Raw genomic sequence first — 14,273 nt, forward strand, 5'->3', positions numbered from 1 at the left:
TCTCCTTCGAACGGGGAGACTACAACAATGAAGAAAACGAGGGGCAAGCTGTTGCTGGTGGCAATGGCGATGCAGCTTTCCGCTTGGGGATCAGCATATGCCGCGGGACCGACCTATATGCACACCGGCGGACGCACCACCCAGCCTGTCGGTCATTATGAGTTCTGCCAGCGCAGTCCTGGCGAATGCAGCGAACGGACCCCGAAGGGTGCACCGGTCGAACTGACCCGCAAACTGTGGGCGACGATCGTCAACATCAACAATTCGGTCAACACCCGCATCAAGCCGCGCACCGACATGGAAAACTACGGTGTCGAGGAATATTGGGCCTATCCGGCCAATGGCTATGGCGATTGCGAGGATTACGCGCTGGAAAAGCGCCGCGAGTTGATGGATGCGGGCGTGCCGGCCGGCAATTTGCTGATGACGGTGGCGCGCCAGCCGAATGGCGACGGCCACGCGGTGCTGACCGTGCGCACCAGCCTCGGAGAATTCATCCTCGACAATCTCGAGACCAAGGTCCTGTCCTGGACGGACACCGACTACACCTATCTCAAGCGCCAGTCGGACCAGAATTCCGGCGTTTGGGTGACGATCAATGACGGCCGCTCCGGCGCGGTCGCCAGCGTCCGCTAGAACAGAGCTCAAGCGCGCCGCGTGAATGCGAGGCGCTTCAGGAGAAACCCGGTCGAGCCCCCACCCCCCCCGCCCCCAACGACCGGGTTAATGGAGCCGGCCCCGCCCCCGGGCCGGCTCCGCCATTTCTGGCGGAGGCTGCTCGTTAGACCTTCTTCAACCCAACCTTGAAGCGCTTGCCGTTGGCGACATAGTGCGCCGCCGAGCCGCGCAACCTGGCCACGGCCGCGTCGTCCAGCACCCTGATCGCCTTGGCAGGCGAGCCGACGATCAGCGAATTGTCCGGGAATTCCTTGCCTTCGGTGACCAGCGCGCCGGCGCCGACCAGAGAATTTCTGCCGATTTTCGCGCCGTTCAGCACGATGGCGCCCATGCCGATCAGGCTGTTGTCGCCGATCGTGCAGCCATGCAGCAAGGCGCGGTGGCCGATCGTGCAGCCTTCCCCGATCGTCAGCGGGAAGCCGGGATCGGTGTGCATGACAGTATGTTCCTGCACATTGGTGTCGGCGCCGATGACGACGGGCTCATTGTCGCCGCGGATGACGGCGCCGAACCAGAAGCCGGCATTGCGTCCGACCCTGACGTCGCCGATCAGCGTCGCATCGGGCGCGATCCAGTTCGAGTCAGCATCGGCGAAGCTGGGCTCTGTTCCATCGATCGCATAAAGCGGCATTTCTGGTCTCCGAATCGTCTCAGCCTGGCAGCTCGGACCCTAGGAGACGGACCGTCCATGAGGCAATGGCAAGCACGACGACGCCCAGCGCCAAGGTCCACGCAATTGCCGTGCAGCCGCAGGACATCAGCGCCAACGTTGAAATGCGGCGCTGACGCCGGGCATCGATGGCATCGTTGACCAGCATGAAGGGTCCGGCACAGGCCGTGGCGAGCAGCGAGCGCAAGACATGTGACGGCGACACATAGGGTTCGGTGAAGGCGACCTTGCGGCCCGACGCCAGTTCCATAGCCGATCCGGCCAGCCCACAGGCCGTCAACCCGACGGCAAAAGCAAAGAGTGTGAGTTCCAGCGGTCCCATCTTAACTTTCCATTTACCATGAAATTGCACAGTCGTTCCATGCAGGCTGCAAGAGCAGTGCCGTGCGATGTGTGCCGCCCAGGGACACTGGAGGCGGACGGGCCGCCCGAGATCCGAGGACTGAGATGAAGCAGGCAGCGCTCGCCAACGAACTCACCGTGGTCGATTCCAGGCTGATGAAGCGGGTGCTCTACGGATTCGCGGCGCTGGCCCTGCTTTCGGCAGCGATCAGCCTTGCCGGCAAATGGTTTGGCCATTCGATCGCCATGGCCGGATACACCGACGACGCAACGGTGCACCAAGTGGTGATCGGCAACAATGTCATCACGGTCCCGGCCAACGCCATCCGTTTCGCCCAAGCCCGGCGCGACGGCATCGCCTCGCGGCTCGACCTCTATCTGCGATATCCCCAGATGGACGGCTACAGCGAGCCGGCGCGCAACGATTTCAACCACACGGGCACAGTCAAGAGCGTCGTCTTTCTGTCCTTCGAACAGCAGATGATGTCGCGTGACATGAGTGGCCGCTTCACGCCGATCTACAGCGCGTTGATCACCCGACCCGGCATTGCCGGGCCTGGCGGCACGATGATTTATGGTTTCAACGAGAAATCAGGCTATCTGAACGAGGTGCTGGTTGTCGGCAATCGCCCCGGCAAGGAGCCGTTCGTGGCCCGTTGCCTGAGCGGGCCGAGTGCCGAGCAATCGCTGGCGCCTTGCGAGCGCGACATTCAGGTCGGCGACGAACTCAGCCTCACCTATCGCTTCCCAAGGGAGTTTTTGGGCGATTGGCAGGCGCTCGACGCGGCAATCGCCACTGAAGCCGGGCGCGTTCTGAAGGCGGGACGCTAAGAACGCTTCGAGGGAACCGGCTGGCCGGCCGCATGAGCCGACCGACCGCAAGATTTGCTGGCTCAGGCCAGATCGATGTCGAGAATTGCCATCGAAAAATTGTAATCGCCGTCGTCCTCGTCCTTGAAGACGATGCCGAGGAATTCGTCGCCGACATAGACCTCGGCCGAATCATCCTTGCGCGGCCGTGCCTTGACCTCAAGCTTGGGGTTTTGGAAGACGCGCTTGAAATAGGCGTCCAGCTTTCTGATTTCGTCCGGCTTCAACAGTCTTCTCCGATCATCGGGCTTGCTCGTTCAACGCGCTTCTGGCACGTCGACAATGGCGATGTAAAGGCAAGCGGCCTGATAAGGCGAGACAACCGCCCGCTCCTGCCCGCGGCCGGAATTCGACAGCAGACGGCGGCGCCGTGAAAATCAGATGTCGAAACTGACGACCTGATCCATCGTCTGCGACGGTAGAAGCTGGTCCATCTGGCGCGACGGCTGATCGCAGCCGGTCTCGCCGACGACGCGGGCCGGCACGCCGGCAACCGTCTTGTTGTGCGGCACCGGCGACAGCACCACCGAGCCGGCCGCGATCTTCGAGCAATGGCCGATTTCGATGTTACCGAGGATCTTGGCGCCGGCGCCGATCAGCACGCCATAGCGGATCTTGGGGTGGCGGTCGCCGCCGGCCTTGCCGGTGCCGCCCAGCGTCACGCCATGCAGGATCGACACGTCGTCCTCGATGACCGCGGTCTCGCCGACCACGAGGCCGGTGGCGTGGTCGATGAAGATGCCCTTGCCGATGCGGGCGGCCGGGTTGATGTCGGTCTGGAAGACCGAGGACGAGCGGCTCTGCAGGTAGAGCGCGAAATCCTTGCGCCCCTGGTTCCACAGCCAATGCGCCAGCCGATGGGTCTGGATGGCGTGGAAACCCTTGAAATAGAGCACAGGCATGATGAAGCGGTCGCAAGCCGGATCGCGATCGTAATAGGCCTGGATGTCGACACGCACCGTCGTCGGCCACTCCTTGTCGTCGGCCAGCATGGACTTGAAGGTCTGGCGGATGAGATCGGAGCCGATGTCCTGGTGCGCCAGCCGCTCGGCCAGCCGATGAATGACCGCCTCCTCCAGGCTGTCCTGGTTGAGGATGGTCGAATAAAGGAATGCAGCGAGCAGCGGGTCGCGGTTGACAGCCTCCATGGCCTCGTCGCGGATCGAACGCCAGATCGGATCGACCGGCTTCAATGCGCTGTGTCGGGAAATGCTGATGCTGTTCATCGCCGTCTGGTCCTGCGTCCTGCCTGGCTTGCCTGTAGTGCTTGCCTGTTGCCTGGCCGCACATATAAGCCAGATCGTAGCACGATTGAACTCAATTTTCCTTAGTGCTTTGTCAAATGGATTTGGTTCGCGGGAATTCAAGCAGCCATGGAAAACGAACCCTTGATCGACGACGCGCTGAAAAGCGAGCTTTCGGCTCTCTACCGGGCGCCAGGCCGCCACTATCACAACCTTTCCCATATCGAGGCAATGCTGGCGCTCGCTGGCGACTGTCGAAGGTTGCTCGGCGACCCCGAGGCGATCGAAGCGGCGATCTGGTTCCACGATGCCATCTACGACAGCAAGGCCAAGGACAATGAGGCGCAAAGTGCGGCCCTTGCCGAGAAAGAGCTGGCGGGCCGCGCGGATTCTTCACGTCTCGACCGCATCTCGGCAATGATCGTCGCCACCGCCACGCATCAGGTGCCGCCGTTCGACGACGCGGCGGCCATACGGGACGCAAGTCTGTTTCTGGATATGGACCTGTCGATCCTGGGAGCCGCGCCGGACGCCTTCGACGCCTATGAGCGCGCCGTGCGGCGCGAGTATCACTGGGTGGAGGAGCCGATGTGGCGAGCCGGACGCAGTGCGGTGCTGAAGAATTTCCTCGCCCGCCCACACATTTTCCACACCGAGGAATTCCGGCAACGCTTTGAACGGCAGGCCCGGGAAAACATGGCGCGGTCGCTGGCGGCTCTCACCACAGGCTGAGGGCAGTCACGTCCCGCGTCCCTCGCCGTCCGCTCAGAGCGGATTCTCGGCATAGAACTCCAGCACGCGCTGCTTGAAGGTCTTGTCCCCGACGGCCAGCATATGGTCCCTGCCCTCGATGTGAAAGGCCCTGGCGTTCGGCATCAACGCCGCGAGTTCATCGGGCGAGCCGCCAATGTCGTCGGTCGTGCCGACAGCGACCAGCGTCGGCTGGGCGATACGGGCAATATCCTCTTCACTCAGCAGTTCGCGCGATTTGGCGATGCAAGCGGCCAATGCACGGCGATCGCTGCGGGTCTGGTCGGCGAAGGCGCGAAACGACCGGCCGCGCGGATGGCTGGTCGCGGCCGGATCATCGGCAAGCAGGGCCGCGGCGATCGGATCCCAATCGCCGACACCATCGATCATGCCGATGCCGAGGCCACCAAAGACCAGCGTCGCCACCTTGTCCGGATCCGACAGCGCCATGAACGCCGCGATGCGGGCACCCATCGAATAGCCCATGACATGGGCGCGCTCGATGCCGAGATGGCCGAGCAACGCGGCGGCATCCGAGGCCATCTTGACCGGCGTATAGTCGGCCTCCTCATAACTCTTCGACGACGAACCATGGCCGCGGTTGTCGAAGGCGATGGCGCGGTAACCGGCATCGTTCAGCGTCTTGAACCAGCCGGGCGATACCCAGTTGACATAATGGCTCGAGGCGAAGCCATGGATCATCAGCACCGGATCGCCCTCGCCCGATGCCGGCTGGCGGTCGAGGAAGGCAAGCTCGAAGCCGTCATGGGTGAAAGACTGCATCTGCGATCCCGCCTGTGTGCTCAACCGCCACCGCCATTCGGCGCATCGCCATTGTCGGCTGGTGGCATGCCGGGGCCGGATACCGTGCCCACGGCCGGGTGGCGCAAAAGGTCGCCATACTCGATGCCGTTCCTGGCGGCAGTGCCGGCCTTGAGCTCGAGCACGAAGCGCACCGGCACGCCGGGCGAGATGACGGCGTCCGATTGCGGCTCGCCGTGCTTGACCGCCCGGATCTTGCCATCCTGGCCGACGAAAATCAGATCAAGCGGCATTGGCGTGTTGTGCATCCAGAAGCCAACCTGCTGCTGGACCTCGAAGACGAACAGCATGCCGTGGTTGTCCGCCATGTCCTGGCGGTACATCAAGCCGGCCTCGCGCTCCGCGGCGGTGTCGGCGACTTCGATGGAAAAAGAGCGATCACCGCCTTTCGTCACCACGACCAGTGGCGCCGGATCGGCCGGAAGGATCATCGCCCGGCTGTCCGCCGAGGTCGGCTTTTCGGAATAGAAATAACCACCGGCGGCGGCGATGAAGGCAATCGCGCACATCGCGCCCGCGGTCAGCCAGTTCCTGTAAGCCATTCGAAATCCTCGGCCGGAAACGCCCTAGTGCGAGACCGGCAAGGTCCCCATATCGGGGTGAATTTCGGCGGCCATAAGGCCTTTGTCGCCGCGCCCGAAACGAACCAGCACGACCTGTCCGGGCCGAAGCTCGGTGATACCGTAACGGCGCAAGGTCTCCATATGGACGAAGATGTCCTCGGTGCCCTCGCCGCGGGTGAGAAAACCAAACCCCTTGGTGCGGTTGAACCATTTCACCAAGGCGCGTTCGAGACCGCTCTCCGGCGTCACCGCGACATGGGTGCGCTGCTCCTGCATCTCGGCCGGGTGGACCGCGGTGGTGACGTCCATGGAGAGCACTCGGAAGGCCTGCAATCCGCGGTCGCCATGTTTGACAAGGCAGACCACGCGCGCGCCCTCCAGGGCCGTCTGAAAGCCGTCCTTTCGAAGACATGTCACATGGAGGAGGATGTCGCCCGAAATGCCGTCATCCGGGAGGATGAAACCATAGCCCTTGGCCACATCGAACCACTTGATGGCGCCGGCAATTTCTCGCAGGTCGGCGGCGTCGCCGCCTTCGTCACGCTGCGGGGCGTCGCCAAGGGGTCCGTCCCGCCCCATGAAAGAGGCCTTTTCCCCCATAAGAATGCCCCCTCTTTTCAAGAACACCGCAACTGATTCTTGCCAACAGATTAACACTGCGGCTTCCGGTCTGTGCAAGACCTGCCGTGCCTTTTTTCACGGTTCATTTGGGCAATACCGGATTTGTTCTTTGCCGGCATTGCGCACCGCCGCACGATTGCCCTTTGACAGGGCCGACCCTATGTTGCGCCGCAACGCAATTTATCGAGGAAATCACATGCGCTATCTGCACACCATGATCCGCGTCACCGACGTCGATGCCTCGCTCGACTTCTACTGCAACAAGCTCGGCCTCAAGGAAGTGCGCCGCTACGAAAACGAGCAGGGCCGCTTCACGCTGATCTTCCTCGCAGCCTCGGAAGACGAGCAAAGCGGCATCGCCGACAAGGCACCGCTGGTCGAACTGACCTACAATTGGGATCCCGAAGACTACAAGGGCGGGCGCAATTTCGGCCACCTCGCCTATGAGGTCGACGATATCTACGCCACCTGCCAGCACCTGATGGACAATGGCGTCATCATCAACCGGCCGCCGCGCGACGGCAACATGGCCTTCGTCAAGTCGCCGGACGGCATCTCGATCGAGCTTCTGCAGAAAGGCCCGGCCAAGGCCAAGGCGGAGCCCTGGGCTTCGATGGCGAACACCGGAAGCTGGTAGCCGATCACGCTGTCTTGAGCGGACAATACCAGGCTGATGAGCCCGGTACCGTTTGGTTTTTCAGGGGCGGCGCCTATCTGTCCGGCTGAGGCGCCAGGCTTGGGCCGGTGCCCCGGCCACACAACAGGCGCTTGCCCAGGAGAATCCATGCCGACCAGCCATGCCGACGTCGCCACCGAACATGCCAGCCGCTACCTGCAGCAGCTGTGCAAGCACTGGGCGCATAAATTCCCGGTCGAGTTCGATCCCACCCACGGCACCATCGATCTCTCAATGGGCCGTACCGTCATGGATGCCGATGCGGCGACACTGCATATCACGGTGTCGACCGACGAAGCAGGATCGATCGAGCGCCTGGAAAGCGTTGTCGCCGATCACATCAAGCGCTTTGCTTTCCGCGAAGAGCTGACCTTCGACTGGAAACCCGCTCCGGCAGCTTAGGCGGCGACTTACTTCCCACCGGCCTGAGCAGCCATCTCCAGCAGCGCCTGCACCGAGCGCCAGTTGCGCGCGGTACCCGGCACTTTCAGCGTGCGCGGGATCAGCCCGGCAAACACCGATTTGCCCAGCCCGTCCGGTGCGTGCAAGTAGAGCACATCGCCCTTGATCTCGAAGCGTTCGGGGCCGGTGCACTTTTCGGTCAGCCGCGCCACCTCGTCCGCTGTCGGCTCGCGCTCCAGCACATAGGCGTGCAGCTTGGTATGGTCCCCGGCAACTTCCGGGTAAGGGTTTTCGTTCACCAGCCGCTCGAACCAGGAGAGATCGCGCACCATGATGCGCGAATAAAAACCCCATTTCTTTTTGAAGGCTGCTTCGATCTGTTTCGCCAGTGTCGCCGCGTCGCCCTCCTTCGCCCGGAACACGGCATTGCCGCTCTGCACATAGGTGGCGAAATCAGAAAAGCCGAGATCCTCGAAGAACGACCGCAGCTCCGCCATCTTGACGATGCGGTTGCCGCCGACATTGATGCCGGAAAACAGCGCGACGAAGATTTTTCCTGCCTCCTTGCCGCTCATATGATGAACCCGGCCAGTGTCTCGTTGTCGGTGATGTCCTGATACTGGACGCCCTCGGCCTCGAACTTCGCCTTGAGCAGATCGAAATTGCGGCGGTCCCTGGTTTCGATGCCGATCAGCACCGAACCGAAATTGCGCGCCGATTTCTTCAGATATTCGAAACGGGCGATGTCGTCGTCGGGCCCGAGCAGTTCGAGGAAGTCGCGCAGCGCGCCGGGCCGTTGCGGAAAACGGATGATGAAGTATTTCTTCAGGCCCTCGAAGCGCAGCGCCCGTTCCTTGACGTCCGGCAGCCGCTCGAAATCGAAATTGCCGCCCGAAACCACGGCGACGATGGTCTTGCCCCTGATCTCCTTCTTGGAGAAATCCTTGAGCGCATCGATCGCCAGCGCGCCGGCCGGCTCCAGCACGACGCCTTCGACATTGAGCATCTCGATCATGGTGGCGCAGAGCCGGTTTTCCGGGATCAGTCGCACCGTGTCAGCTGGAAAATCCTTGAGATGACGCAACGGCTCGCGGCCGATCTCGGCCACCGCGGCGCCATCGACGAAATTGTCGACCTTGGCGAGTTTGAGCCGTTTTCCCGCCGCGAGGCTCTCGCGCAGGCTCGGCGCGCCGGCCGGTTCGCAGAAGACGAAGCGCGCTTCCCGGCCCTGATCGGCGAAATAATGGGTGACACCGGCGGCAAGCCCACCGCCGCCAACCGGCAGCATGATGATGTCAGGCATGCGGGCGCCCGGCATCTGGTCTGCGATCTCGTAGGCGACGGTTGCCTGGCCCTCGATGATGTCCTTGTGATCGAAGGGTGGCACCATATGGGCGCCGGAACTGCCAGTGAATTCCAAGGCAGCGCGATAGCAGTCGTCGAAGAAATCGCCGACCAGTCTGATCTCGATGAAATCGCCGCCGAACAGCCTGGTCTTGTCGATCTTCTGCTGCGGCGTCGTCACCGGCATGAACACAACGCCTCGCCTGCCGAAATGGCGGCAGACGAAAGCAAAACCCTGCGCGTGGTTGCCGGCCGACGCGCAGACGAACAGTTCAGCCTCGTTGCCGGCCGCCAGTGTCTTGCGGAAGAAATTGAAGGCGCCGCGGATCTTGTAGGAGCGGACCGGCGACAGATCCTCGCGCTTCAACAGCACCCGCGCACCGGTCTTTTTCGACAGATAATCGTTTTCCTGCAGCGGCGTTTCAGGGAAGATCTGGCGGATCGCGGCGGCAGCGGCAGCAACACGGGAAGAGAAACTGTTCATCGGAAACCACCCTTGGGAAAGCCGCCTTGCGTTGCACGCTGTCCGCGGACCTCTATCATTGATCGGGTCGCGCACGTCGGTTGTTGAGCGCCCGGACAAGGTGCGGCGCGAGCCCGCGTATTGCATATCCGGCTACGCGGCGCCATCGTCCATCATGTGCGTCCTTCCGGGCGGAAATTTTGCGGAATACTTTCAGCTACTTGCGGGTGCATTCTAATGCCCCTGGCACCGGGCGGCTTGAAATCGCTATCTCTGCGGGAATTGGAAGGCCGGCGGCGACGCCGCTCATTGCGCGGATCACGCAGGCGTTTTCCGCCATTTTGGCTTTCGCGCAACACTGCGATGCCCGCAGCGGGGCGCCGATCACATTTCGACTGTACATGACTTAGTTCTGCCGCACTCTGCCTGTCCGGGAGGTATCGTGAGGATAGACAGGCCTTTCGGCCGGAGTTGGAAATTAAGGCGTGCCTTTGAAGAAGATTTTTACCGTTGTCCTGGCCTTGTTCGTCGCCGGCTGCGCCGGCCAGCAAACACAGGAATTGCTGGGCAGCGCCATGGTGTCCGCGCCGGTGACGGAGATTGCCGGCAACCACTCGATCTTCATCGCCACGACGCGCAAGAAATCCGACGATCCCAACAAGGTTTTCGACGGCGAACGCTCGGCGACGCTGAACTATGCCCGCGTCAACGTCACCGTTCCGGGGCTTCACAAGACCGGCCAGATCGAGCGCCGCTCGCGCGGCAAGTCGGACGACCCGGCCAAATATTTCATGGCTTCCGAGGTCGTCGGCTACGACACGCAGCCGAAATTCTCCAGCGCGCTCAACGCCGACATCGCGGCGCGTGGCGGCCGCGTCATGGTCTTCGTGCATGGCTACAACACCGGCTTCGACGCCGCCGTCTATCGCCTCACCCAGATCGTCCATGATTCCGGTTATCCCGGCACGCCAGTGCTGTTTTCCTGGGCATCGGGCGCCAGGACCACCGACTATGTCTATGACAAGGAAAGCGCCAGTGCTGCCCGCGACCAGCTGGAAGTGACGCTCAGGATGCTGGAGCAGTCCGGCGCGCGGCGCATCGACATCGTCGCGCATTCGCTCGGAACCTGGGTCACCATGGAAACGCTGCGCCAGATGGCCATCACCGGCGACCGCGATCTCGGCGGCAAGCTCGGCGACGTGGTGCTGGCTTCGCCCGACATCGATGTCGACGTGTTCAAGAGCCAGATGCGGCGCTATGGCAAGCCCGACAAGCCGTTCATCCTGCTGTTGTCGGACGACGACCGCGCGCTGCGGCTCTCCGGCCTGATCGCCGGATCCCGGCCCCGCGTCGGCGACTACAAGGATGCCGCCGATCTCGCCTCCTATGGCGTGACGGTCGTCGACCTGTCCAAGGTCAAGGGATCGGACAGCTTCAACCATACGAAGTTCGCCGACAATCCGACGCTGGTGAAGATGATCGGCCAGCGGCTGCGCGAGGATGACGGCTTTGCCAGCGACCGTGACGTGACCGACCGCATCAGCCTACTTGGCCAATAGGTGCGGTCCCGCGGTTTTCGCCATGCCTGTTCACCATTGCGGATGTATCGATTCACTTTGAACTGGACCGCGCCGGTCTCCGGCCTTATCGGAATAGCCAGCGACGTCATGCGTTTGACGTCCCCCTTTGCGGGAGCCGGCGTATGACCATGCGTTCGAAGAGTTATCTCGTCGTTGCATTGACGCTCGCTGTCACCGGCTGCGCCGGCGGGAAAACGCACGACCTGCTCAACAAGACGACGGTCACGGTGCCCGCTTCCGACATCGCGGCCACGCATGAGATCTTCGTCGCCACGACACGCCAGAGGGCAACAAAAGACCCGCGACAGGTGTTCGATGGCGATCGCTCGCTGACCACCAGCTTTGCCCGTGTCGACGTCACCGTCCCGAAAAACCATCAGGTCGGCGCCATCGAGCGGGCCAAGGGATCCGCGAACAGCAATCCGGCCAAGGATTTCACCGCCAAGGACGTCACCTTCTATGAAGGCGCGCCGCAATTCGCCAAGGCGGTCGGCGCCGACATTTCCATGCGCGGCGACCGTGCGCTGGTTTTCGTGCACGGCTTCAACAACGGTTTTGACGACGGCATCTACCGGCTGACGCAGATCGCCCACGACACGAAATATCCCGGCACGCCGGTGCTGTTCTCGTGGGCATCGAGCGGCAAGACCACGGGTTACATCTACGACAAGGAAAGCGCCAACGCAGCGCGCGACGACCTCGAGGCGACGCTCAGGATGCTGGCCAAGACCAAGGTCAAGAGCATCGACATCATCGCCCACTCGATGGGGACCTGGGTGACCATGGAGGCTCTGCGCCAGCTTGCCATCACCGGCGATCGCGATCTCGACGACAAACTCGGCTACGTCATCCTGGCCTCGCCCGACATCGATGTCGACGTCTTCAAGAAGCAGATGATCCGCTACGGCAAACCCGACAAGCCATTCGCCATCCTGCTCTCGGCGGATGACCGGGCTCTCAAGCTGTCCTCCCTGATCTCGGGCGACAAGCCGCGCGTCGGCGATTATGGCGATGCGGCGGACCTCGCCAGCTATGGCGTGTCGGTGGTCGATCTTTCCCAGGCCAAGGGCGGTGACCGCCTCAACCACGCCAAATTCGCCGACAACCCGATGCTGGTGCAACTGCTGGGCGACCGGCTGCGGGCGCCTGCCGGCCTTGCCTCGGACGAGCCCGTCCCGACTCAGCTCAACAATCTCGGCCAGGGCCTCGGAAAGGCCGTCGGCTCGGTCGCCGAGATCGTCATCACCACGCCGTTCAAGGTGCTGACCATCGCCACCGGCGGGTGAACCGGCCGAGCGCAGACGGCTGATCTCAAACGAAAAGATCAACCTTCTGGAACGTCGTCACGTCGATCAGGCCGACATCGGAAATCCTGAGTTCGGGAATGACGACCAGCGCCAGCAGCGAGTGCTGCATGTAGGCGTTGTTCAGCGAACAGCCCATCTTGCGCATCGCCTCGGTGAGCTTCTCGGCCTTGGCCGCGACGATTTCCGCCCGCTCGTCCGACATCAGCCCGGCGATCGGCATTTCGACCAGCGCCAGTTCCTTGCCCTTGGAGAACAGCACGACGCCGCCGCCGATCGCACCCAGGCGATTGACGGCCAGCGCCATGTCCTGCTTGTTGGTGCCGACGCAGATGATGTGATGGGCGTCATGCGCGACGCTGGACGCCATGGCGCAGTCGCCCATATAGCCGAAGCCGGAAACGAAGGCGTTGGTGACGCCGCCCGTGCCCCGGTGGCGCTCGACCAGCGCGATCTGGCAGATGTCGTTGCGGCGGTCCATGGCGACCAGCCCGTCCTCGACCGGCAGATCGGCCTCCAGCGCGCGCGTCGGCGCCTGGTTCTCGATGACGCCGATGACGCGCACCCGCACCTCGTTGGCGCCTTTGGGAGCAACGATATCGAAGTCGCCGCCCTTCAGCTTCTTGCCAAGCTTGACGGTGTTCTTCGCCGTCTTCGGGTAATCATAGGCCGGAATATCGATTTCGAGCTTGCCGCCCTTGGCCAGCCTGACGCCGCGTGCATAGACCTCGTCGATGGTCATTGCGGCGAGATCCGAGACGATCAGCAGGTCGGCCAGCCGGCCCGGCGCGATCGAACCGATCTCGCGCTCCAGTCTGAAATGCTGGGCGGTGTTGAGCGTCGCCATCTGGATCGCCGTCACCGGCTTCAAGCCTTGGCTGATGGCGTGGCGCACCACGCGGTCCATATGGCCTTCCTGGACCAGCGTGCCGGAATGGCTGTCGTCGGTGCACAGGATGAAATTGCGCGGGTCGATGCCGCTCTCCGTCACCGCCTTGATCTGCGAGGCGACGTCGTACCAGGCCGAGCCCAGCCGCAGCATCGCCTTCATGCCTTGGCGCACCCGGGCAATGGCGTCCTCGGCGCGTGTGCCCTCATGGTCGTCCTCGGGGCCGCCGGCGACATAGCCATGGAACGGCAGGCCGAGATCGCGCGAGGCATAGTGGCCGCCGACCGTCTTGCCTGCATGAACCGTCGCCGCGATCTCGCCCGACATGACAGGATCATTGGCGGCGACACCGGGAAAATTCATCACTTCGCCCAGGCCGATAATGTTTTCCCAGGTCATCGCCTCCTCGACATCGGCGACCGTCAGCTCGGCGCCGGCATGTTCCAGCCCCGGCGCCGAAGGCACGCAGGACGGCATCTGCACATGCACGTTGATGGGCATGGCGACCGCTTCGTCATGCATCAGCCGCACGCCGGGCAGACCCAGAACATTGGCGATCTCGTGCGGGTCGATGAACATCGAGGTGGTGCCGTGCGGAATGACGGCACGGCAGAACTCGGTCACCGTCACCATGCCGCTTTCGACATGCATGTGCGCGTCGCAGAGACCGGGCACCAGATAGCGCCCGCCGGCGTCGACCACCGTGGTGCCCTGCCCGATGGCATGGCTGGCATTGGGCCCGCAATAAGCGAAGCGCCCGCCGGCAATGGCGATGTCGGTGCCGGCGATGATCTCGCCCGAATGGACGTTCACCCAGCGGCCGTTGCGCACGACCAGGTCAGCGGGCTTCCGCCCCATGGCGACATCGACCAGATGTGTCGCCATCTCGGTCCACGGTCTGGGTTTTGTGGGCGTTGCTTTCGTCATTGGCGATTCCTCGGTTACGGCCAGTCTCGCAAATGTCGGCGGGCGCCGCCAGAGCCGTCGGTCCGACACGCCGCGCAGGCCGGGCTTGTTGACTAATCCGGCTGGAAGGCGATGCTGACCGCGGACCG

At 62.9% G+C, this 14,273-nt stretch carries 17 protein-coding genes; 7 read left to right on the forward strand and 10 right to left on the reverse strand.

Going from position 1 to position 14,273, the window contains the following annotated elements:
• Nucleotides 1-27: 27 nt before the first annotated feature.
• Nucleotides 28-636, forward strand: coding sequence for a transglutaminase-like cysteine peptidase (locus NKH95_RS14600; protein ID WP_352609642.1), 609 nt, complete (start codon nucleotides 28-30; stop codon nucleotides 634-636).
• 145 nt (nucleotides 637-781) lie between these two features.
• Here NKH95_RS14600 and NKH95_RS14605 read toward each other — a convergent pair whose 3' ends face one another.
• Entirely contained in the window at nucleotides 782-1,309 is a 528-nt protein-coding gene (locus tag NKH95_RS14605) for a gamma carbonic anhydrase family protein (protein ID WP_352891852.1), read from the reverse strand.
• Nucleotides 1,310-1,328: 19 nt separating this feature from the next.
• Nucleotides 1,329-1,670 (reverse strand): DUF6949 family protein, encoded by a 342-nt coding sequence (locus NKH95_RS14610; protein ID WP_352677332.1) that lies wholly within the window; start codon nucleotides 1,668-1,670, stop codon nucleotides 1,329-1,331.
• Nucleotides 1,671-1,795: 125 nt separating this feature from the next.
• Here NKH95_RS14610 and NKH95_RS14615 point away from each other — a divergent pair, with 125 nt between their 5' ends.
• On the forward strand, nucleotides 1,796-2,521 hold the full coding sequence (locus tag NKH95_RS14615; RefSeq protein WP_352439924.1) for a hypothetical protein: 726 nt from the start codon (nucleotides 1,796-1,798) through the stop codon (nucleotides 2,519-2,521).
• Between the two features lie 62 nt (nucleotides 2,522-2,583).
• On the opposite strand, the gene NKH95_RS14620 is transcribed toward NKH95_RS14615, so the two are convergent.
• Both NKH95_RS14620 and cysE read right to left on the reverse strand, forming a co-directional pair.
• Nucleotides 2,584-2,787, reverse strand: coding sequence for a DUF3126 family protein (locus NKH95_RS14620; RefSeq protein ID WP_013531334.1), 204 nt, complete (start codon nucleotides 2,785-2,787; stop codon nucleotides 2,584-2,586).
• A gap of 150 nt (nucleotides 2,788-2,937) precedes the next feature.
• A complete protein-coding gene (gene cysE / locus NKH95_RS14625; protein ID WP_013531333.1) occupies nucleotides 2,938-3,786 on the reverse strand; it encodes a serine O-acetyltransferase in 849 nt (282 codons plus the stop codon).
• A 147-nt stretch (nucleotides 3,787-3,933) separates the two neighbouring features.
• Here cysE and NKH95_RS14630 point away from each other — a divergent pair, with 147 nt between their 5' ends.
• On the forward strand, nucleotides 3,934-4,536 hold the full coding sequence (locus tag NKH95_RS14630) for an HD domain-containing protein (RefSeq protein ID WP_352677334.1): 603 nt from the start codon (nucleotides 3,934-3,936) through the stop codon (nucleotides 4,534-4,536).
• Nucleotides 4,537-4,569: 33 nt separating this feature from the next.
• On the opposite strand, the gene NKH95_RS14635 is transcribed toward NKH95_RS14630, so the two are convergent.
• From NKH95_RS14635 to NKH95_RS14645, 3 genes are read right to left on the reverse strand one after another with little or no spacing between them, the layout of a single operon-like run.
• Nucleotides 4,570-5,337 carry an alpha/beta fold hydrolase gene (locus NKH95_RS14635; RefSeq protein WP_352794441.1) on the reverse strand — a complete coding sequence of 256 codons (768 nt, stop codon included), beginning with the start codon at nucleotides 5,335-5,337 and terminating at the stop codon, nucleotides 4,570-4,572.
• A 20-nt stretch (nucleotides 5,338-5,357) separates the two neighbouring features.
• On the reverse strand, nucleotides 5,358-5,918 hold the full coding sequence (locus NKH95_RS14640; protein ID WP_027160409.1) for a DUF192 domain-containing protein: 561 nt from the start codon (nucleotides 5,916-5,918) through the stop codon (nucleotides 5,358-5,360).
• Between the two features lie 24 nt (nucleotides 5,919-5,942).
• The gene (locus NKH95_RS14645) at nucleotides 5,943-6,518 is read right to left on the reverse strand and encodes a cold-shock protein (protein WP_348625598.1); all 576 of its coding nucleotides are present in this window, start codon (nucleotides 6,516-6,518) and stop codon (nucleotides 5,943-5,945) included.
• 238 nt (nucleotides 6,519-6,756) lie between these two features.
• Here NKH95_RS14645 and gloA point away from each other — a divergent pair, with 238 nt between their 5' ends.
• Both gloA and NKH95_RS14655 read left to right on the forward strand, forming a co-directional pair.
• Nucleotides 6,757-7,197, forward strand: a complete 441-nt coding sequence (gene gloA / locus NKH95_RS14650; protein WP_127332092.1) for a lactoylglutathione lyase — start codon at nucleotides 6,757-6,759, stop codon at nucleotides 7,195-7,197.
• Between the two features lie 147 nt (nucleotides 7,198-7,344).
• The gene (locus NKH95_RS14655) at nucleotides 7,345-7,638 is read left to right on the forward strand and encodes a DUF2218 domain-containing protein (protein WP_127415469.1); all 294 of its coding nucleotides are present in this window, start codon (nucleotides 7,345-7,347) and stop codon (nucleotides 7,636-7,638) included.
• Nucleotides 7,639-7,646: 8 nt separating this feature from the next.
• Here the strand turns inward: NKH95_RS14655 and NKH95_RS14660 are convergent, their stop codons facing one another.
• Together NKH95_RS14660 and ilvA are read right to left on the reverse strand one after the other, a co-directional pair.
• The gene (locus NKH95_RS14660) at nucleotides 7,647-8,213 is read right to left on the reverse strand and encodes a DUF1697 domain-containing protein (RefSeq protein ID WP_352891860.1); all 567 of its coding nucleotides are present in this window, start codon (nucleotides 8,211-8,213) and stop codon (nucleotides 7,647-7,649) included.
• Nucleotides 8,210-9,466, reverse strand: a complete 1,257-nt coding sequence (ilvA, locus tag NKH95_RS14665; protein ID WP_352719995.1) for a threonine ammonia-lyase IlvA — start codon at nucleotides 9,464-9,466, stop codon at nucleotides 8,210-8,212. Before ilvA ends, NKH95_RS14660 begins: the two co-directional genes overlap by 4 nt.
• 464 nt (nucleotides 9,467-9,930) lie before the next feature.
• Here ilvA and NKH95_RS14670 point away from each other — a divergent pair, with 464 nt between their 5' ends.
• Together NKH95_RS14670 and NKH95_RS14675 are read left to right on the forward strand one after the other, a co-directional pair.
• Nucleotides 9,931-11,004, forward strand: coding sequence for an alpha/beta hydrolase (locus NKH95_RS14670; RefSeq protein WP_013531324.1), 1,074 nt, complete (start codon nucleotides 9,931-9,933; stop codon nucleotides 11,002-11,004).
• Nucleotides 11,005-11,147: 143 nt separating this feature from the next.
• Nucleotides 11,148-12,311 carry an alpha/beta hydrolase gene (locus NKH95_RS14675; RefSeq protein WP_352891862.1) on the forward strand — a complete coding sequence of 388 codons (1,164 nt, stop codon included), beginning with the start codon at nucleotides 11,148-11,150 and terminating at the stop codon, nucleotides 12,309-12,311.
• Between the two features lie 25 nt (nucleotides 12,312-12,336).
• Here the strand turns inward: NKH95_RS14675 and ade are convergent, their stop codons facing one another.
• On the reverse strand, nucleotides 12,337-14,145 hold the full coding sequence (gene ade, locus NKH95_RS14680) for an adenine deaminase (protein WP_352439915.1): 1,809 nt from the start codon (nucleotides 14,143-14,145) through the stop codon (nucleotides 12,337-12,339).
• Nucleotides 14,146-14,273 lie beyond the last annotated feature (128 nt).

This window comes from Mesorhizobium sp. M0848 (genome assembly GCF_040319805.1).
Taxonomy (GTDB): Bacteria; Pseudomonadota; Alphaproteobacteria; order Rhizobiales; family Rhizobiaceae; genus Mesorhizobium.

Coding starts and splice junctions, on each gene's coding strand:
- NKH95_RS14600 (WP_352609642.1), top strand. CDS start 28: ATGAAGAAAACGAGGGGCAAGCTGTTGCTGGTGGCAATGGCGATGCAG.
- NKH95_RS14605 (WP_352891852.1), bottom strand. CDS start 1,309: ATGCCGCTTTATGCGATCGATGGAACAGAGCCCAGCTTCGCCGATGCT.
- NKH95_RS14610 (WP_352677332.1), bottom strand. CDS start 1,670: ATGGGACCGCTGGAACTCACACTCTTTGCTTTTGCCGTCGGGTTGACG.
- NKH95_RS14615 (WP_352439924.1), top strand. CDS start 1,796: ATGAAGCAGGCAGCGCTCGCCAACGAACTCACCGTGGTCGATTCCAGG.
- cysE (WP_013531333.1), bottom strand. CDS start 3,786: ATGAACAGCATCAGCATTTCCCGACACAGCGCATTGAAGCCGGTCGAT.
- NKH95_RS14630 (WP_352677334.1), top strand. CDS start 3,934: ATGGAAAACGAACCCTTGATCGACGACGCGCTGAAAAGCGAGCTTTCG.
- NKH95_RS14635 (WP_352794441.1), bottom strand. CDS start 5,337: ATGCAGTCTTTCACCCATGACGGCTTCGAGCTTGCCTTCCTCGACCGC.
- NKH95_RS14640 (WP_027160409.1), bottom strand. CDS start 5,918: ATGGCTTACAGGAACTGGCTGACCGCGGGCGCGATGTGCGCGATTGCC.
- NKH95_RS14645 (WP_348625598.1), bottom strand. CDS start 6,518: ATGGGGCGGGACGGACCCCTTGGCGACGCCCCGCAGCGTGACGAAGGC.
- gloA (WP_127332092.1), top strand. CDS start 6,757: ATGCGCTATCTGCACACCATGATCCGCGTCACCGACGTCGATGCCTCG.
- NKH95_RS14655 (WP_127415469.1), top strand. CDS start 7,345: ATGCCGACCAGCCATGCCGACGTCGCCACCGAACATGCCAGCCGCTAC.
- NKH95_RS14660 (WP_352891860.1), bottom strand. CDS start 8,213: ATGAGCGGCAAGGAGGCAGGAAAAATCTTCGTCGCGCTGTTTTCCGGC.
- ilvA (WP_352719995.1), bottom strand. CDS start 9,466: ATGAACAGTTTCTCTTCCCGTGTTGCTGCCGCTGCCGCCGCGATCCGC.
- NKH95_RS14675 (WP_352891862.1), top strand. CDS start 11,148: ATGACCATGCGTTCGAAGAGTTATCTCGTCGTTGCATTGACGCTCGCT.
- ade (WP_352439915.1), bottom strand. CDS start 14,145: ATGACGAAAGCAACGCCCACAAAACCCAGACCGTGGACCGAGATGGCG.